17 protein-coding genes are annotated in these 18,033 nt (G+C 53.7%); 5 read left to right on the top strand and 12 right to left on the bottom strand.

The genetic code is table 11. The features are described 5' to 3' along the window. Positions 1-4 precede the first annotated feature (4 nt). From prfB to xerD, 4 genes are all read right to left on the bottom strand, one after another. A protein-coding gene (gene prfB / locus J1778_RS01670) for a peptide chain release factor 2 (protein ID WP_112291244.1) occupies positions 5-1,103 on the bottom strand; the annotation gives its coding sequence in 2 pieces (ribosomal slippage) (positions 5-1,027 and positions 1,029-1,103; 1,098 coding nt in all). A 130-nt stretch (positions 1,104-1,233) separates the two neighbouring features. Beyond that, entirely contained in the window at positions 1,234-2,967 is a 1,734-nt protein-coding gene (gene recJ, locus J1778_RS01665) for a single-stranded-DNA-specific exonuclease RecJ (protein ID WP_217171709.1), read from the bottom strand. 6 nt (positions 2,968-2,973) lie between these two features. Next, positions 2,974-3,693, bottom strand: coding sequence for a bifunctional protein-disulfide isomerase/oxidoreductase DsbC (gene dsbC / locus J1778_RS01660; RefSeq protein WP_217171708.1), 720 nt, complete (start codon positions 3,691-3,693; stop codon positions 2,974-2,976). Positions 3,694-3,718: 25 nt separating this feature from the next. Beyond that, complete coding sequence (gene xerD, locus J1778_RS01655; protein WP_217171707.1) at positions 3,719-4,678, bottom strand: site-specific tyrosine recombinase XerD; 960 nt, start codon at positions 4,676-4,678, stop codon at positions 3,719-3,721. 110 nt (positions 4,679-4,788) lie between these two features. Between xerD and fldB the strand changes: the two genes are divergently transcribed. Continuing rightward, positions 4,789-5,307 (top strand): flavodoxin FldB, encoded by a 519-nt coding sequence (gene fldB, locus J1778_RS01650; protein WP_217171706.1) that lies wholly within the window; start codon positions 4,789-4,791, stop codon positions 5,305-5,307. A gap of 44 nt (positions 5,308-5,351) precedes the next feature. Here fldB and J1778_RS01645 read toward each other — a convergent pair whose 3' ends face one another. Both J1778_RS01645 and sdhE read right to left on the bottom strand, forming a co-directional pair. Continuing rightward, positions 5,352-5,804: a protein YgfX gene (locus J1778_RS01645; RefSeq protein ID WP_217171705.1), complete on the bottom strand. Its 453-nt coding sequence runs from the start codon at positions 5,802-5,804 to the stop codon at positions 5,352-5,354. Beyond that, a complete protein-coding gene (gene sdhE, locus J1778_RS01640) occupies positions 5,785-6,051 on the bottom strand; it encodes an FAD assembly factor SdhE (RefSeq protein ID WP_217171728.1) in 267 nt (88 codons plus the stop codon). The genes J1778_RS01645 and sdhE overlap by 20 nt, the downstream gene beginning before the upstream one ends. A gap of 278 nt (positions 6,052-6,329) precedes the next feature. On the opposite strand from sdhE, the gene ygfZ reads away from it, so the two are divergent. Next, a complete protein-coding gene (gene ygfZ / locus J1778_RS01635; RefSeq protein WP_217171704.1) occupies positions 6,330-7,322 on the top strand; it encodes a tRNA-modifying protein YgfZ in 993 nt (330 codons plus the stop codon). A gap of 58 nt (positions 7,323-7,380) precedes the next feature. On the opposite strand, the gene J1778_RS01630 is transcribed toward ygfZ, so the two are convergent. Next, on the bottom strand, positions 7,381-7,911 hold the full coding sequence (locus tag J1778_RS01630; RefSeq protein WP_217171703.1) for a class IV adenylate cyclase: 531 nt from the start codon (positions 7,909-7,911) through the stop codon (positions 7,381-7,383). A 200-nt stretch (positions 7,912-8,111) separates the two neighbouring features. Here J1778_RS01630 and J1778_RS01625 point away from each other — a divergent pair, with 200 nt between their 5' ends. Beyond that, a complete protein-coding gene (locus J1778_RS01625; RefSeq protein WP_120508960.1) occupies positions 8,112-8,552 on the top strand; it encodes a DUF1198 domain-containing protein in 441 nt (146 codons plus the stop codon). A 54-nt stretch (positions 8,553-8,606) separates the two neighbouring features. Here the strand turns inward: J1778_RS01625 and J1778_RS01620 are convergent, their stop codons facing one another. Then, positions 8,607-8,942, bottom strand: a complete 336-nt coding sequence (locus tag J1778_RS01620; protein WP_217149125.1) for a DUF2002 family protein — start codon at positions 8,940-8,942, stop codon at positions 8,607-8,609. A gap of 126 nt (positions 8,943-9,068) precedes the next feature. After that, positions 9,069-10,265, bottom strand: coding sequence for an MFS transporter (locus tag J1778_RS01615; RefSeq protein ID WP_217171702.1), 1,197 nt, complete (start codon positions 10,263-10,265; stop codon positions 9,069-9,071). Positions 10,266-10,538: 273 nt separating this feature from the next. Here J1778_RS01615 and J1778_RS01610 point away from each other — a divergent pair, with 273 nt between their 5' ends. Next, positions 10,539-10,844 (top strand): ElaB/YgaM/YqjD family protein, encoded by a 306-nt coding sequence (locus tag J1778_RS01610; protein WP_112289780.1) that lies wholly within the window; start codon positions 10,539-10,541, stop codon positions 10,842-10,844. A 147-nt stretch (positions 10,845-10,991) separates the two neighbouring features. Here the strand turns inward: J1778_RS01610 and mngB are convergent, their stop codons facing one another. Beyond that, a complete protein-coding gene (gene mngB / locus J1778_RS01605; RefSeq protein ID WP_217171701.1) occupies positions 10,992-13,619 on the bottom strand; it encodes a mannosylglycerate hydrolase in 2,628 nt (875 codons plus the stop codon). A 57-nt stretch (positions 13,620-13,676) separates the two neighbouring features. After that, positions 13,677-15,605 carry a PTS 2-O-a-mannosyl-D-glycerate transporter subunit IIABC gene (gene mngA, locus J1778_RS01600; protein WP_217171700.1) on the bottom strand — a complete coding sequence of 643 codons (1,929 nt, stop codon included), beginning with the start codon at positions 15,603-15,605 and terminating at the stop codon, positions 13,677-13,679. Positions 15,606-15,800: 195 nt separating this feature from the next. Here mngA and J1778_RS01595 point away from each other — a divergent pair, with 195 nt between their 5' ends. Further along, the gene (locus J1778_RS01595) at positions 15,801-16,520 is read left to right on the top strand and encodes a GntR family transcriptional regulator (protein ID WP_217171699.1); all 720 of its coding nucleotides are present in this window, start codon (positions 15,801-15,803) and stop codon (positions 16,518-16,520) included. Here the strand turns inward: J1778_RS01595 and pdxR are convergent, their stop codons facing one another. Then, complete coding sequence (pdxR, locus tag J1778_RS01590) at positions 16,521-17,972, bottom strand: MocR-like pyridoxine biosynthesis transcription factor PdxR (protein ID WP_217171698.1); 1,452 nt, start codon at positions 17,970-17,972, stop codon at positions 16,521-16,523. It abuts the gene before it with no gap. Positions 17,973-18,033 lie beyond the last annotated feature (61 nt).

Below are 18,033 nucleotides of genomic sequence, written 5' to 3'. Positions count from 1 at the left end.
TTCCTCATAACCCGGCTTTCAAACTTGCCTCAATGAATTTATCCAGGTCGCCATCCAGTACGGCCTGCGTATTTCGCGTTTCGACGCCCGTGCGTAAATCTTTGATACGGGAATCGTCCAGCACGTAAGAACGAATCTGGCTGCCCCAGCCGATGTCAGACTTGTTGTCTTCCAGCTGCTGTTTGTCCGCATTTTTCTTTTGCATCTCATACTCATAAAGCTTCGCACGCATCTGCTTCATGGCCTGATCTTTGTTTTTATGCTGGGAGCGGTCGTTCTGACACTGAGTCACAATGTTGGTCGGAAGGTGGGTAATACGTACCGCAGATTCCGTTTTGTTGACGTGCTGACCACCTGCACCGGACGCGCGGTATACGTCGATACGCAGGTCGGCAGGGTTAATTTCGATTTCGATATCGTCATCCACTTCCGGATACACAAACGCGGAACTGAAAGACGTATGACGACGGCCACCGGAGTCGAACGGGCTCTTACGCACCAGGCGATGAACGCCGGTTTCTGTACGCAGCCAGCCGAACGCGTAATCACCGATGATCTTGATGGTCGCGGATTTAAGCCCTGCCACTTCACCGTCAGATTCTTCGATAACTTCAGTTTTGAAACCTTTGGCTTCTGCCCAGCGCAAATACATACGCAGCAGCATACTCGCCCAGTCCTGCGCTTCCGTACCACCGGAACCCGCCTGGATATCGAGGTAGCAGCTGGCATTGTCGTATTCGCCGGAGAACATGCGGCGGAATTCCAGCTGTTCCAGTTTGGCGGTCAGTACATCGAGTTCGGCGACTGTTTCGTTGAACGTGTCTTCATCGTCGGCTTCAACAGCCAGTTCCAGCAGGCCGGTCACATCTTCCGCGCCCTGCAATAACTCATCGATGGTTTCAACAATAGCTTCCAGAGAGGAACGTTCTTTGCCCAGCGCCTGTGCGCGTTCTGGCTCGTTCCAGACGTCCGGCTGTTCAAGCTCGGCGTTTACTTCTTCGAGGCGTTCTTTCTTGGCATCATAGTCAAAGATACCCCCGAAGAACGACTGTCCGCTCGGACAGGTCCTGAATGCGGTTCTTAACCGGATTAATTTCAAACATGATTTTTCGCGTCTTACGTTAGATTCGGAGTTGGCCCAATGCCATTCGAACCGCCGATTCTAACGGAATTAGCGGTCTTTTTATAGCAAGGAGCCGTTTTTTTGCAGGGTTTATTGCGGGTGAAAATCGCTTATTTCGGCCATAAATGTTCGATGATCAACTGAACGCTACGATTTCCCCGAAATTCATTGATATCCAGCCGGTACGCCAGCTGCACTTCGCGGATACTGCTGTCCGGCCAGAAGGTCGGATCGATATTAAAGGCGATACCGTCGAGCAGAGGACCTCCGCCAATGGGCTCAATCATCAGTTTGAGATGACGTTCTTTCAGCAGTTTCTGTTGCAGAATGCGGAACGTACCGTCAAACGTCGGTTCCGGGAACGCCTGCCCCCACGGGCCGCCATCACGCAGCATTTCAGCCGTATCAATCGTCAGTTCACGGGCCGACAGCTCACCATCCGACCACACCACACCTTCCAGATGCGAAGGATCCAGCCATTCGCCGACGAGTTCGGCGAACTTGTCGCGGAACTCGTCGAACTTGCTTTTTTCCAGCGACAAACCGGCAGCCATCGCATGTCCGCCAAATTTCATCATCAGACCGGGATTAAGCGTATCGAGACGTTCCAGCGCATCGCGCATATGCAAACCGGCAATCGAACGACCCGAACCTTTAAGAATGCCTTCACCCGCCGGTGCGAATGCAATCACCGGGCGATTAAACCGCTCTTTCAGACGGGATGCCAGAATACCGACCACACCCTGATGCCATTCCGGATGGTACATCGCCAGTCCGAAAGGCAGCGCGTCGGTGCTGCGTTCAAGTTTGTCACAAAGCGCCAGCGCTTCAACCTGCATGCCCTGCTCTATTTCACGTCGGGTCTGGTTCAGCGCATCCAGATCACTGGCCAGCGCGCGTGCCTGACCGATGTCCTCACTGAGTAAAAGAGCAACGCCAACCGACATATCATCAAGACGGCCGGCGGCATTGAGCCGTGGTCCGAGCGCAAAACCTAAATCACTGGCGCACAATGTGCGGGCTTCGCGCCCCGCCACTTCGAGCAGCGCGCGGATACCTGCGCGGCATTTTCCGGCACGGATACGGTTAAGCCCCTGATACACCATGATGCGGTTGTTGGCATCAAGCGGCACGACGTCCGCCACTGTACCAAGCGCCACCAGATCCAGATGTTCCGCCAGATTTGGAATAGCTAAACCATTTTGCTCGAACCAGCCACCGTCACGTAAAGCACTGCGCAGCGCCAGCATCAGATAGAACGCCACGCCGACGCCTGCCAGCGATTTAGACGGAAACTCGCAGCCGACCAGATTCGGGTTTATGATCGCTTCGGCATCCGGCAAGGTTTCGCCCGGCAAGTGGTGGTCAGTGACCAGCACCTGAATGCCTTTTTCATGGGCAAGCGCTACACCTGCATGAGAGGAAATTCCGTTATCAACAGTCAGGATCAGCTCTGCGCCGCGGGCGGCGGCCTGTTCGACGACTTCCGGGCTTAAGCCGTAACCGTCTTCAAAACGGTTCGGTACAAGATAATCCAGATTCCCGCAGCCCATGCTGCGCAAAGAGAGCAAAGTGAGCGCGGTGCTGGTTGCGCCATCGGCATCAAAATCACCGACGATAATAATACGCAGACGTTCAGCCAGTGCTTTTTGCAACAGAGCGACCGCAGTATCAATGCCGTCGAGTTGCTGATAAGGCAGCATACCGCGCACGCTGCGCTCAAGTTCCTGACTTTCTTTCACGCCCCGGGCGAGATATAACCGGCGCAACAAAGGAGAAAGATCGGCGGGAAGTTCCACGCCAGTCGCCGCCTCACGGCGGCGAAGTTGGGTCTGCAAGGTCACGAAAAATCAACCACCTGTTTTATGTGAAGGATCCTGCTGATTGAGCATGGCGGCCATTTCTTTTGGCGGCTGATAGCCAGGGATCAAGGTACCGTCTTCCAGCACCACAGCAGGAGTGCCGGTGACGCCAAACTGCACGCCCAGCTCAAAGTGTTTCGCTATATCGCTGGTTTTGCAGGTCGCTGAAGTGATGTCATCACCCCGCATTGCCGCATCAAAACTGGTTTTGCGGTTGCCTGTACACCAGATCGACTGCATGTCTTTCTCGGTTTTGGAGTTCAGCCCCTGACGCGGGAAGGCCAGATAACGCACGGTAATACCGAGATCGTTATATTCTTGCATCTGCTGATGCAGTTTGTGGCAATAGCCGCAGGTGATGTCGGTAAACACCGTAATCACATGTTTTTCGTTTTTGGCTTTGTAGATGATCATCTCGTTTTGCAGCGCATCCAGCTTTTTCACCAGCGCTTTGTTGGTCACGTTGACCGGATGAGTGCCGCTGACGTCATACATCGGCCCCTGCAAAACATGCTTACCATCTTCGGTGATATAAATCGTCCCGCTGTCGGTGGAAACAGCGCTCAGCCCTTTCACCGGCGTAGACTGAATCTCGGCATTACTCATACCCAGTTTGCCAAGCGTGGCTTTGATTGCTGCATCGTCAGCATGGACCGCGGAGCTCATACACGCAGTCAGGAATGTCAGCAGCAGTAAACCTTTTTTCATCATGTCGTCCTTTCTCTCCGGCGGGTTACGCGCGGGGATGATGTTGTTGATGTAGCTGTTTGAGTCGTTCAGTCGCTACATGGGTATAAATTTGAGTGGTTGATAAGTCACTGTGACCTAACAACATTTGCACCACGCGCAGATCCGCACCGTGGTTAAGTAAGTGGGTGGCGAAAGCGTGGCGCAGAACGTGGGGTGACAAACGTTCCGCATCAATGCCCGCAAGGATCGCATAGTGTTTGATACGATGCCAGAATGTCTGACGCGTCATTTGTTGCGCGCGGGTACTAGGGAAGACGACATCCAGCGACTGACCGTTAAGCAGCCACGGCCTGCCGTGCTCGAAATAATTCTCGATCCAGTACACCGCTTCCTCGCCCATCGGCACCAGACGTTCTTTATTCCCTTTACCGATAACCCGCACCACGCCCTGTCGCAAGCTCAGGTCACTGAGCGTCAGCCCGACCAGCTCGGAAACACGCAAACCGGTGGCATACAACAGCTCCAGCATTGCTTTGTCGCGCAATTCCAGGGGGACATCCACGCTTGGCGAAGCCAGCAACGCATCGACCTGCGCTTCACTGAGATCTTTCGGCAGCCGCTGCGGTAATTTTGGCGAAGACAGCAAGGCCGTCGGATCATCCTGACGTACAGATTCGCGGTTCATATACTGGAACAAACGGCGCATCGCACTGAGCAACCGTGCTGAACTGGTGGCTTTGTAACCACCTTCAATGCGTTCGGAAAGGAAAGACTGCAAATCTTCCGCACTGACATGCAGCAAATCGGTCTTATTGTGATGCAGCCAGCCCAGCAGGGATTTCAGATCCTGCCGGTAAGACGAGAGCGTATTTTCAGCGAGATTTCGCTCAATCCACAGCATATCCAGAAACTGTTCTGTCAGGCTTAGATCCGCCTGATTCAATGCTTGCAGAGCCTGCTCAGAGGTCACATCCTGAGTGTTCTCATTATCTTGTTTTGGCATTCCGACTCCTGTTTCCTGAGCACATACTGCGCCAGCCATTATGCCTTTCATGCATCCAAATCTGCTACACTCCCTGCCATTCGTATTCTTATGACGTTATGGCAACAAGCATGAAAATCGGACTTTTTTACGGTTCCAGCACCTGTTACACCGAAATGGCGGCGGAAAAAATTCGCGACATTCTGGGCGAAGAACTGGTTGATTTGCATAATATTAAAGATGTTGATCCTGATGTGATGGAAGACTACAGCATCCTGATCCTCGGCATCCCGACATGGGATTTTGGCGAAATTCAGGAAGACTGGGAAGCCGTCTGGAATCAACTTCCTACGCTTAAATTACGCGGCAAAATTGTTGCCATGTACGGTATGGGTGACCAGCTAGGCTACGGCGAATGGTTCCTCGACGCATTAGGGATGCTTTACCATCAACTGGTGCCGCTGGGTGTTCGCTTTATCGGTTTCTGGCCGACTGAAGGCTTTGAATTTACCAGCCCGAAACCGCTGACTGCCGATGGCAAACATTTCGTCGGACTGGCACTCGACGATGTGAATCAGTTTGATCTCACCGAAGAGCGCCTGCAACAGTGGTGCGAGCAAATCCTGCTGGAAATGGACGCCCTGCTGTAACGCTTCGCCATCCGCAATGCCTGCGCCGCAACATCAACCCGATTTCAGCCCGGTTCTGCCGGGCTCCGCGGATGAGTATTCAGCAATATCTGGCGCAAATGCCGCCACTCTTCCTGACTCATGCTGTCAGAGGCCAGCCACAAACGTTGTCTTGAGCTGCGCATTGCCTGCGCCAGACCGCCTTTGAGCTTCTCCCGACGCAATGAAAGCAACGCACCGTGGCTTATCATCCACACCGGGTGTTTAATCTGCCATTCATGACCGCGCCACAACAGACGGTAATCATCAGTCAGAACAATTTCACCAGTACGTGCCGTGATACGCCGCTGACTGCGAATGCACTCAAACAGCACCAGCAACAGCAGCGTCATCCAGACAGGCCAGTAACCCGCAGGCCAGGGTGCCAGCAAAATCAGCAGCATCACCGCACCGTAACATCCCAGTGAGAAAAGCTGACTGCGCCAGGACACCCTCAGGTCACATCGCCACAGGGCCACGGGCTTTGTTTCGCGTCTGAATAAGGGCGACCATGCGTTGTAATTCGGTATCGTCCGGCTCGCCGTGATTCATCAGCCAGTTGAACAGATCGGGGTCATCGCAGGTCAGCAGGCGGACAAACACCTCTTTATCGGCCTCACTCAGCGAATCATATTCATGCTCGAAAAACGGCATGATAGAAATATCCAGCTCGCGCATACCGCGGCGGCAGGCCCAGTGAACTCGGGAACGGTTATTAATATCCAGTTGATTTTTGCTTTCCATAACAAGGCTCTTTGTTGGGATACAGAACGTGAGTTTCTTTATGTCTGCGATGATTCTACCAGCGGCACGTCATGCAACGTAACTTTTCAGTGCCCTGTTTTGTCAATCTACGTGATGTGCCGTAAAACCTGCTGTAAACCTGTCGTATGTTTTACATTCTCTGGAAGGCTTCCCGTAAAAGGCACCAATAACTGTTTTCAAAGCGGGTGGGCTCTTTTACCATGAGGCATCAGTCACATTTCATTGACCGGGATTAGAAAATGGCTAACGAATTTCCCTTTCCACCGCAAAAACCTTCAGCGTCCTCTCATCTGCCGCTGACGTTGATCTCTCTGGAAGACTGGGCGCTGGTGAGCATGACCGGCGCAGATACCATGAAGTACCTGCAAGGTCAGGTCACTGTGGATGTCGATGCGCTGGCAGCCGACAGCCACGTTCTTTGCGCGCATTGTGACGCGAAAGGAAAAATGTGGAGCAACCTTCGTCTGTTCAAACGTGGCGACGGTATGTCGTTTATTGAGCGTCGCAATTTGCGCGACACTCAGTTAACCGAAATGAAGAAATACGCGGTGTTCTCAAAAGTGACGTTCACGGCTGACGACGACGTTGTATTGCTCGGCGTGGCAGGTTTTCAGGCCAGCGCCGCGCTGACAGGTCTCTTTTCAACATTACCAACGGCAGATCAACAGGTCGTGCAACAGGATGAAACCACCCTGCTGCATTTCTCCCTGCCGGCAGAGCGTTATCTGATTGTGACCAGCCCGGAAAAAGCCCGTCAGGTGGTCGAAGAATTAGGCGAACAGGCGCAGCGCAACGACAGCCAGCAATGGCTGGCGCTCGATATCGAAGCCGGTTTCCCGGTGATTGATACGCCAAATGCCGTGCAGTTTATTCCGCAGGCGACCAACATTCAGGCGCTCGACGGCATCAGCTTTACCAAGGGCTGCTACGCCGGTCAGGAGATGGTGGCGCGGGCGAAATACCGTGGCGCCAATAAACGCGCACTTTACTGGTTGTCCGGCAAAGCGAGCAAAGTACCCGCTCCGTCAGATGACCTTGAATTGCAACTCGGCGAGAACTGGCGTCGTACCGGTACCATCCTGGCGGCAGTTCAGCTCAGCGACGGCACACTTTGGGTTCAGGCTGTACTGAACAACGATCTGGAAGCTGAGGCTAATCTGCGGGTGCGTGAAGACGCCACCAGCCAGCTGAACATTCAGCCTTTGCCGTATTCGCTGGAAGAAACAAAGTAACGTTGCCATATTGCCGCCTTCTTGCCTGCTTCGTTAACCGGCAGGCGGCAATATGATTTCAATCCTGATGGTGTTTGCCTTTGGCATTGAGCAAATCGACATAAGCCTGATCGACCAGTTCCTGCCGCTCGACACCTAACTTTTCCAGTAAATCCTCAGCAATCGCAATGCCCTGTTCCGGTGTTTCTTCCTCATCCAGCACCACTTCAAACTCGAGATAATCCCCCAGATGTTTTACCCGATCGAGATGCAAACGAGTCTGGCCGGTCATGAATAACGTCCGCTGTTTAATGACCCGCCCGGAAACGCCGTAAGCAAGCGTGAGAGTTTCACGCAGGCTGTCCGGATCCTGAGTTTCAGTTAGCTGGTAAAAACTGGTTTTCGGGCCTGCCTGATCCGGACGCTGATAGAAAATCAGCTCGCCCCGGTCGGGCGCAAAAGTGCGCAATTTCAGACGTCCGTGCGGGCAGATAAAAAAGGTATCGTCCTGATCAATGATGTCCGGCAGTCCGTCGGCAAGCAGCGCAAGTTTTTCATACATCGCTGAAAAATCATCAATTCTGGCTTTAATTTCAATGTTTCTGGCCATCCGTCACTCCTTTAATGGTTCGCGCTTTTTATCTGATTTAATCAATATCCCATGACCTTACAATGACATTCTGCGAAGCAGGCGCAAATTCTTTGTCACTCCTTCACGTATTTCCTGTCATTAGCAGATAAACTCCCCACATCGGGTGTTGCATGCACCTTTCACATCTCGCCAGAAAAGGCCGGAGGCCAGAGTCCAGAATGATATGGATTATGCTTGCTGCAATTGTTGTGGTTTTTATTGTGGGTTATTGGTTTATGACGGCAGACACCCGTAAAGCTAACGCGTCTCTCGCCAGTTTGTTGAAAATTAAGCCGGTTTATATCGATTCTATGTTGCTTGAAATGGGCAAACGTCAGAGCCAGATGTTTATCCGCTCAATCAGCGGTGGCTATGCCGAAGAAATCCGCAAAGCAGCCTACGTTGTGTTTATTTATCAGACCTTTATTAAAGATGCTTCAGAAGAAAATATTGTCCGCTGGCGTAATATTCTGGTGCGCGCGCATTTGCCGCCACAGTTAAGCAGCGAACATGCAGAGCTGGCGCTGTTCTATTTTGCCGAACTGGATATCGAACCCTTCGAACTGGCGCAGTTCCGCCGCGACTACAATCAGACTTATAACCAGATCCATCTGGTATAGACGCAAAAAAGCCGCTGATTCAGCGGCTTTTTCTTATCAGCGCGACCTGACCGGTTATCTGAATACGTTATCCAGATAGCTCGCCAATATCTGACGCGAACTGAAACCGTGGCAAATTCCATAATAGGTTTCGTTATCGCTGGAAACATCCAGCGGAAAATTCTTGTACGCATCGCTGCTGCGAAAAGATGCCGTCGGTTCTGCAAATCGTTCACTGCGCTCTTTCAGCGCCGGGTGTATTACCAGGGCAGTCCGGCCAAACCGCGCTTCCCGGTTTACATACACATAATGCTCGCCCCGGCGGTAACCGTAAGCTTTATCATCAACAAAATCGCGTTCAAACCCTGATGTTTCTAAAACGCGTGCCACTTCATCTGGCCGTAAATACATGGTTGCTCCTCGCTTCTTTAACCGCAAGGCGACCTTACCGCAATAACTCTGCCAGACAATGCGTTTATCCCAAATTTTGGCGCATTTAGGATTTATCTAAACGCAACAACCTTACCGCTATAATGGTTATTCAGCCTGAGTCTGGCGCGAGTTTTGCAGCCATATTTTGAGGGTCAGTAACCAGGCGATGACGACCATAAAAGCAGCCGCCAGATAAATAGAGGGCGTGCCCAGATGCGAAATAATCAGTCCGGCAACCGGTCCGGTGATGCCCAACCCCAGATCCAGAAATGCGGAATACAGCCCCAGTGCCGTGCCCTGATTTTGCGGGGGCACCTGTTTTACCGCCTCCACACCCAGCGCTGGGAAAATCAGCGAGAAGCCGGAACCGGTCAGGAATGCGCCTGCCTGCACAGAAAGCGGATCATGCCCCAGCCAGATCATCAGCAGCCCCGCCACTTCAAACACAAACGAAACCAGTGAAACCCGCAGGCCGCCAAAGCGGTTGATCATATTGCCGAAAATCAGACGCGCGCCCACAAATCCCAGGCTGAATAAAGTGAGCGTGAACGCCGCCCCGCTCCAGCCTTTATCGGCGTAGTAAAGGGTAATAAAGGTGGCGATAACACCAAAGCCGATGGTGCCAAAACCCAGGCCCAGTCCGTAAAGCCAGATGCGCCCGACCACCGCTTTGAAGGCGATACGCTTGCCGGCGGTGACAGAAATCGCCGCTTTCATGCAGGCCATAATGGCCGCAAATGCTGCAGCGACAATAATCAGCACTGCTACCCCCATCAGCCCGTAAGCGTGGTTGAGCAACACGCCGAGCGGCGCGCCGACCGCCATCGCGCCATAAGTGGCCACGCCGTTCCACGAAATCACCCGCGCTGTATGTTTCGCACCCACCGCGCCAATTCCCCACAAGGTCGTTCCGGTGCTCCCGAAGCTTTCGCCTACCCCTAAGAAAACACGCCCCAGACAAAGCAATAGCAGGCTCGCCAATGGATAAGCGGCAAACCAGAAAGCAATCGCGTAAAATACGCCACTCATCCCGCAGCAAATCAGACCAAAAATCACCACCCGTTTCGGCCCAAGCATATCCGCGTAACGGCCTGCATGCGGACGGCTGATCAGCGTCGAAAAATACTGAACGCTGATCACCAGTCCGGCCAGCACCGAATTGTATCCCAGCGTGTTATGCACAAAGCCCGGCAAGACGGCGAGCGGTAAGCCGATGGTCAGATAGACAACGAAGGTAAACAGCATGAACGACAAGATGCGTTTATTGAGCAGAGCGTTAGAACGAAGCGTACTTAAAGACATGGGCGGACCCGAAAATGAGATCACTGAGAGTGGAATCAACAGTATAAACAGGTTTTAGCCTCTGAACGGGGTAAAAATGTTATTGGCTGTAACGTGAATTTTGTTTTGCAGAGAAATCCGAGCCGCGTCACGCCATCCCGCGCCACGCCTGACTTGTTACCACAGCGTCATGGTCTGAAAAGGCCGATAATCACAGTCCTTTGTCCTTAAAGAACCATCCGGTACAACATTATGGTCTATGCTTAATTCAACAGTCACACAAGGAGAGACGGAATGTTTAAGAAAACAGACAAAGTAGAAAAAAATATCAATCAGGACGTAACCCTGCTGGCGGACACGCTGGATGAAGTGCTTCAGTCTGCAGGCGATAAATCCAAGGATGAATTGGATAAACTGCGCAGCAAAGCACAGGGCGTTCTGCGTGATACACGCGCACGTTTTAACACTGATAAAATCAGCCAGCAGGCACGTGATGCTGCGGCTACAGCCAACGATTATGTGAAAGATAATCCGTGGTATGGCGTCGGTGCCGGTGCGGCAATCGGTATTGTTATCGGTGTCCTGCTGGGGCGTCGCTGACAAAAAAGGCAATTTGTGATGTTTCACTCCTGTGTCGGGAATATGCCTTAAAAAGCTGAAACATCCGCGTGGCTCCCTCATTGCCGCGCAATTGCTAAAAAGACGACGGAGCCTTCGGGCTCCGTTTTCTATTTCTGCAGGGTTAGTTTAAAAACAAATGCGGAACGATTTCGACTGACAGGGTTTAAATTCGCCCATTTGCCCGCAACTATTTTCGGTGTTCACCGCTATTTCATCCATTCTGACTTCCTGCCATCCCTGGACCCGTGCATTCACCTGCAGGCTGTCTTGCAGACTTTGTGTTTCCGACGGGTTATAAACCCGCACAATCAGCGCCTCTTCATCTTCGGCTTTTTTCAGTACACTCAGCACCGAACCCGAAATACATTTCTGCATCAGACTGAAGCGAGATGGCGTTTTATTATTGGTCAGGTTCAGCTTCATCGCGTCATACGGTATTTTGTTGTAGGTACGCACCGGCGTCAGATAATCACGCGCATGTTGCATCACGCTGGCCTGAATATGATCGCCGCTGAAACCGAACAGCGCAAAACGATACACCTGTTGGCCGGGCATTTGGGAATCAGGTGTCGGCATTTTAATACCGGAAGGACGCCCCGGGCGCAGCAGGAGATTCTCTTTACCGAGTACACCCACGGCGCGGAACAGCGTCAGGGCGAAGGTATCGCGCTGCTCACCCACCACTTCAAACTCGCGTAACCCTTCGGTAAACAGCGCCAGCCCCTGATGGCCGTCCTGCAATGCCGCAAAATTCATCAGTTGCCACACCGGCACCGGCGCTTCTTTCCAGCCTTCTGCTTCCCAGTTTTTCATTGACGCGTCGTCCACAGGACGGGTGATGCAACCGAACTGATTGTCTGCAACCACCGTCTGGCTGGCAAAGGGAGTGGGGATCAGCACCCGCAGGCGGTGGTCTTCTGCGTGGTTTTCCAGCGCCATTTCGATCTCTATCCGGCGGCTGTTCTTCGCCAGCGTCACGTTGACAGTCACGGGGATTTCACTGTTGAGAACGCGCATTGCACGATCTTCCAGCGTGCGCGGCAGCGGCATTTTCAACGAAATGGTCGCCGTACTTTGCCACGGCTGATGCTGATAACTCACGTCTGCCTTTAGCGCGCCAGAGGTCAGCCGCCACTCATCACGCGCCGGAGAATAATCATATTCATCGCCATCGTCAGAACCGTTTTCCAGTTCCAGAACCTGCTGATAGCGGCGGAACGTCTGCTTATCGAGAATATCCAGCGTGCCGTTCGGGTTGACCGTCACACGGTAATAATCGTTTTCCAGCGCGTCTTCTCCCTGCGGCGCAGGCAGCAAAATCCCCGGCTGGTGCGGCGTGACGTTTAACGTCACGTAACCCATCGCCGGCAGCGTGGCGCAAAGCTGGATGTCGTACTCCATAAACGGATCGTAATTGCCGTAATGCACAATTTGCCTGTCCACCAGCCCTGGGTCGATCTCCCGCGCTTCACGGATGAAATACGGTACAACATGACCCTGATCATCGGTCAGGCTGAAAGATGAGGCACGGATCCTTAAAGTGGTATTGATGGTTTCCTGACGCGGATGCAGCGAGAAATTAAACAGCGCCAGCCGGTCAGCGGTGTGCCCGTCGGGTTGCAGGTTGTCGATGATTTTACGCAGCGTGAACTGAATGAGGTTTTCGGCCATGTCGTCGGCAAGAATAAAGCGCGACATAATTTCCTGATGAACCTTGTCACTGCAACAGCAACCGATGCTGTCGTGCGCGTGGTTCTTCATGATTTCCTTCCACATTTTTTCGATCAGGCCGTGGTGATAATCAAAACCTAAGCGCCAGGCAATGGAACACAACGGCTCAAGCACATTGACAATTTTATTCTCAGTCGCTGCATTGGCCTGTTTGATGTCCATGCGGGTCGAGGAAATGGTGCGGTGAACGCGCATGTATTTGCCGTCATTAAATTCTCCGCGCAGCAGCGCCAGCTGCGGTTTGATGGCGTCGATACGTCGAAAAATGTCTTCAAAACGGCTGAGCTGAAAACTGCGCTGCGGGTAAATCCTGCGCAGTATCTCCATGATGGTAAAGATATTTTGCTGGAGCGGCATCTGGTCATGGCCGTTGGGCAGCAGGATATCGCCGGTCAGCGATGCGGCTTCCAGCACCGGCAGGTATTTATCCAGTCGTTCGCGCAACGCCTCTTCATCTTCCGGTAAGTATTTGCCAATGGCGTAACCCAGCGGCAGCACCTGCGCGGTGACCTCACTGCCGTCATTACTTTGCCAGCGGAATTCGGTTTTATCCGTCCCGTGACGTTCCGAGCATCCGCGCCAGAACATGGCATGTTGCAGGCCAAAACCATTAAAGATGTGCGGAAGTTGCGAAGACATGCTGAATGAATCCGGCAGATAGCCGATTTTCATAGGCTCCCCAAACTCACGGCAATCACGCATGCCGTACAGCAAATTACGCAGGATGGACTCGCCGCTGACCACCATCGTGTCGGTCTGCGTATACCACGGGCCGATGATCAGCTTTCCGGCTTCGACCAGCGCCTTCACGCGCGCGCGATTTTCCGGGCAAACCGCAAAATAATCTTCGAGGATCGCCGTCTGTCCGTCCATCACGTAAAACGGATAGTCGGGATCATTCTCCAGACGCTCGAGGATCTCCGCCATGTTGTTAACCAGCAGGATCCGCGAGGCTTCGGTGGTGAAATACCATTCGCGATCCCAGTGCATATGCGGCGTCAGATGAACGCGGGAAATTGTCATAGAATCTTTCCTTTCATGCCCTGCAAGGCAGGGCGCAATGTGAATAAATGGGGGTGTTTAAGAAGAAGGCGTGTCACCGGAGAACTGCCCGCGGCGTACGGCGTAGCCCCGCCAGCTCAGCAAAACCGCCGTGGAAATCACCGTGCCCGCCAGCGCCGCGCCCAGCCAGACAGCCGCCGCCTGCCAGCCGCCTAAACCGCCGTCGTGCAGCAGAAACATGGAGAAAATGCCCGCACCCGGCGTGGAAAGGCCGATCCCTGCCGCACCGACGATCGCACCAGTGACGACCGATCCGGTCAGGAAGGAGCCGATAACGCGCAGCGGATCTTCAATCGCCATCGGGATCGCCCCTTCGGTGATCCCTGCCAGACCGAGCAGCCAGGTAGATTTTCCGGTTTCGACTTCAAAGGATTTGAACAGGTGAGGCGCGAGCAGGGTTGACGCGGTCACGGTGAAAGCCGAAACCATTTTGGTGGCACCGAATATGGCGTACGGACCGTAAACGCCGTTTGCCATCGCACCAAGACAAAAAGCGTAGGCCGCTTTGTTGATCGGCCCGCCCAGATCAAAGGAGCACATGAAGGCAATCAGCGCACCAAGCACAATCGCGTTACTGCCGGATAATCCGTTCAGCCATGCGGTCAGGCTGCTGTTGAGCCATGCGACGGGTTCACCAATCACAAAAAGCATGATGCTGCCGGTAACCAGCGTGCCGAGTACGGGATAAAGATAAAACATCAGGAAGCCGTTGAAACTGGCACTCAGTCGGACGTGTTTTTTCACCCAGCGCATGACGTAACCGGCAATCAGTCCGCCCGCCACACCACCCAGAAACCCTGCACCGATCATGTTGGCGCACAGCCCGGCAGCAAAGCCCGGCGTCAGCGCCGGTTTATCCGCCAGCGAATACGCCGTGTAAGCCGACAATACCGGCACCATCAGAATGCCCAACATCCCGCCGCCAAGCTGGCGGTACATCCACAGCCACGACTCTTTTTGCGCGTAAAGTTCCTGCCAGCCAAACAGTTGCGCGATCAGCACAGTCACCGCCAGCACCGAGCCCCCGGCCACGATCAGCGGTACGGCAAAGGAAATCCCGCTCAGCAACGCCTGCTTTAAATCTGCCTTCACGCTGTTTTTCGGCGGCTTAACCAGCGCAGAATCCAGGGTTTCGCCGGGTTTACGCTGCATCGCCAGTGCCTGTTGCAGTACTGCTTCAGCATGGCGGATCGGTTCTGCCACCGGTACCTGAATGCACGGGATGCCGTTGAAACGCTGACTGTCTTTGACTGCCACTTCGGCGGCGAACACACAGGCCACGGCGCGATCACACTGAGCTGCAGTGATCGGATCCTCAATGCCGTTGGCGCCCTGCTTTTCAACATGTACCCGAATACCCAATTTTTTAGCCGCCTTTTCCAGATATTCAGCCGCCATATAAGTGTGGGCGATGCCTGCCGGACAGGCGGTCACGCAGACCACCAGCGGGGTATCTTCAGGCAAAGCCTGTGGCTCCTGAGTTTCCGGCGCAGACTCTTCCCGCAGCAATGCCAGAACCTCCTGCGCATCGCGCGACGCCAGCAACGCAGCACGGGTTTCATCATCCACCAGCCGTGTAGTCAGCTCCGTCAGTAACTGCATATGAGTCGATCCCGCTTCGGCTTCAGGGATCGCCAGCAGGAAGATCATATTCACCGGCTCATCGCCATCCACACCCTGCCAGAGCAGCGGTTGCCCGAGTGTCGCCAGCGCAAAAGCGGCGCGCTTCACACTGGCAGATTTACCGTGCGGAACGGCCAGCCCTTCGCCCAGCGCTGTCGGGCCTTCAGCTTCGCGTTCAGAAACTGCATGCAGGAAATCCTGCGCATGATTAAGGATCCCCTGCTGATCAAGCCGCTGAACAAGAAAAGCGATCGCCTGTTCGCGGCTGGAAAAAGTGGTGTTGAGATGTATCAGTTCGGGTGAGGTCAGTAATGTCAGATCCATAAAGTTGTCCTGTCTGAATCGATGAAAAATCAATATTTGTATTATTGTTGTATTGTATTTGTATTTGTATTAAACAACAAAGAGACATGGACTGAATGTGATCCAGATAGAAGATTTTTCGTTCAGTTGTATTGTTTTTGCCGGGACGGACGAACTGCTACACTCTTCCCAAACTGCTCTAAAGGAACCTGAAACGTGAGTAATCAGCCACTTTACCGCCAGATCGCTGCGCAGATCCGCGATCAAATCCAGCGCGGAGAAATCAAATCAGGCGACGCCCTGCCAACGGAATTGCGACTGCGTGAGCAGTTTGGCGTCAGCCGGGTGACGGTACGGCAAGCGATTAAGCTGCTGGTTGAACAGGATGTGCTGGAAAGCATTCAGGGCAGTGGAACTTACGTGAAGGAAGCAAAGGTCAATTACGATATTTATCAGCTGACCAGCTTTGATGAGAAGTTACAGCCTCTGGATATGCCGTCCCACAGCGAAGTGCTGGCATTCTCCGTGGTGAAGCCGCCGATCGGTATCGCCGAAGCGCTGGCATTATCTGAACAGGCTCGGGTGTATTACATCAAACGGTTACGCTTTATTGTCAGCAAGCCCGTCACACTGGAAGAAACCTGGATGCCGCTGGATCTGTTTCCTGATCTGACCTACGAAGTGATGCAAGGGTCGAAATATGCCTGGATGGAGAACGTCAAACATCTGGTGATTGACCGCAGCGAGCAGGAAATTATTCCATTGATGCCGACCAAAGAGATGGTGTCGCTGCTGGGTGTAGCGGCGGATCAGCCGATTTTGCAGAAGATCTCGAAAGGATTTCTGGCGGACGGCACGGTATTTGAATTCAGCCGCAATACCTTCCGCACAGATGATTATAAATTCACGCTCGTCGCCAGACGGATGCCGCATTGATCAGCAGCTACCCGCCATCACCTGCGCCAGCCGCTGAACAAGTGCGTCCGCCTGCTCCTGTGAGCTGATATTAGGAAACCCCATCAGCAAACCGTTCGGGCGTAACGCTTCGCCACGCTCACGCCGCTCAACCTGCCAGTCGGACAGCGCCTGCACCGCCAGCCCCTGTTCACGGGCATTTTTGGCGATCAGCGCATCATCCAGACGGGTATTCAGGCTGGCGGATAACTGGATCCCGCCGACCTGCTGATTCACGCGTAACACCCCGGCCGGAAACTGCGCCGTCAGCGCCTGTTCGAGATAACCACGGCGTTCGGCATAAAGCTGGCGCATCCGTTTCAGATGCCGGTAGAAATGCCCCTGTTCGATGAATTCCGCAATGCTGCTTTGCACCAAAGGCGGCGTGCCGCAAATTCGCAGCGGGCAATACGCCTCGATTTTTTCAACCAGACTTTCAGGCACCACCACGTAGCCGCAGCGTAGCGCCGGAAACATCACTTTGCTGAATGTTCCGGCGTAAATCACCCTTCCCTGTGTATCCAGGCTTTTCAGAGAAGGCAGCGGCTGCCCGTGATAACGGAACTCGCTGTCGTAATCATCTTCGATAATCCATGCCTGCTGTTTCGCCGCCCAGCCGAGCAGCGCCATGCGCCGCGCTAAACTCATGGTCACGCCAGTCGGGCTTTGGTGGGCGGGCGTCACCACGGCAAAACGAGCATGAGGAAAATGCGCCACTGCCTGCGGCACATTCATGCCCTCATCATCAACGTTCACTGCCATAGCAACCGCCCCTGCCGCGCGGAAAAACGCCTGCGTGACCGGATAACCCGGGTCTTCCAGCCAGACGCCGTCGCCCGGTTGCAGCAGACTGCCGATGATCAAATCCAGCACCGGCGCATAGCCTCCGCAGATAAATATCTGTTCCGGGCGGCAGGTAAATCCGCGGGAAAGTTGCAGATAGCGGGCAATGGCGTGGCGTAAAGCATCCGTACCCGCCAGCGGCGGATGGCCTAAATCATTCATGCTGGTGTGACGGATTTGCCTTGAGACAATGCGCGACCAGATAGCACGCGGGAACGCATCCAGCGCCGGAAGCCCGAGCTGAAAAGGAAGGGAAGAAACAGAAGGCAGCATCGGGTTGATGGGCTTACGTACGGCGTCTTTTCTGACCGGTGTTGGCGAGGGTGCGGATAAACTCTCCGGTGCGCTAACCACGGTTCCGGCCTGTCCGCGACTTTGCAGAAATCCTTCCGCCATCAGCAGGCCATAGGCATTTTCCACCGTGGCACGTGCGACGCCAAGTTCACTGGCCAGCGCCCGCACCGAAGGCACCCGGCTGTCGCGTTTAAGCTGCCCTGCCATGATCGCCTGTTTAATCCGCTGATATATCTGGCGGTAAAGCGGTGCTTTGTGCCGGGGATCGAGCTGAAAGGAAAGACTGAAGCCGCGCATCATGACCTGTTTAAATATGTATTTTATGGCCCTGTAGTATAGACCATGCGAGGCGTAAAGT

This window comes from Rahnella bonaserana (genome assembly GCF_019049675.1).
Taxonomy (GTDB): Bacteria; Pseudomonadota; Gammaproteobacteria; order Enterobacterales; family Enterobacteriaceae; genus Rahnella; species Rahnella bonaserana.
The sequence above is the reverse complement of the archived record's forward strand: the minus strand, read 5'-3'. Positions and strand labels throughout refer to the sequence as shown.

Coding starts and splice junctions, on each gene's coding strand:
- dsbC (WP_217171708.1), bottom strand. CDS start 3,693: ATGAAAAAAGGTTTACTGCTGCTGACATTCCTGACTGCGTGTATGAGC.
- xerD (WP_217171707.1), bottom strand. CDS start 4,678: ATGCCAAAACAAGATAATGAGAACACTCAGGATGTGACCTCTGAGCAG.
- fldB (WP_217171706.1), top strand. CDS start 4,789: ATGAAAATCGGACTTTTTTACGGTTCCAGCACCTGTTACACCGAAATG.
- ygfZ (WP_217171704.1), top strand. CDS start 6,330: ATGGCTAACGAATTTCCCTTTCCACCGCAAAAACCTTCAGCGTCCTCT.
- J1778_RS01630 (WP_217171703.1), bottom strand. CDS start 7,911: ATGGCCAGAAACATTGAAATTAAAGCCAGAATTGATGATTTTTCAGCG.
- J1778_RS01625 (WP_120508960.1), top strand. CDS start 8,112: ATGATATGGATTATGCTTGCTGCAATTGTTGTGGTTTTTATTGTGGGT.
- J1778_RS01620 (WP_217149125.1), bottom strand. CDS start 8,942: ATGTATTTACGGCCAGATGAAGTGGCACGCGTTTTAGAAACATCAGGG.
- J1778_RS01615 (WP_217171702.1), bottom strand. CDS start 10,265: ATGTCTTTAAGTACGCTTCGTTCTAACGCTCTGCTCAATAAACGCATC.
- J1778_RS01610 (WP_112289780.1), top strand. CDS start 10,539: ATGTTTAAGAAAACAGACAAAGTAGAAAAAAATATCAATCAGGACGTA.
- mngB (WP_217171701.1), bottom strand. CDS start 13,619: ATGACAATTTCCCGCGTTCATCTGACGCCGCATATGCACTGGGATCGC.
- mngA (WP_217171700.1), bottom strand. CDS start 15,605: ATGGATCTGACATTACTGACCTCACCCGAACTGATACATCTCAACACC.
- pdxR (WP_217171698.1), bottom strand. CDS start 17,972: ATGCGCGGCTTCAGTCTTTCCTTTCAGCTCGATCCCCGGCACAAAGCA.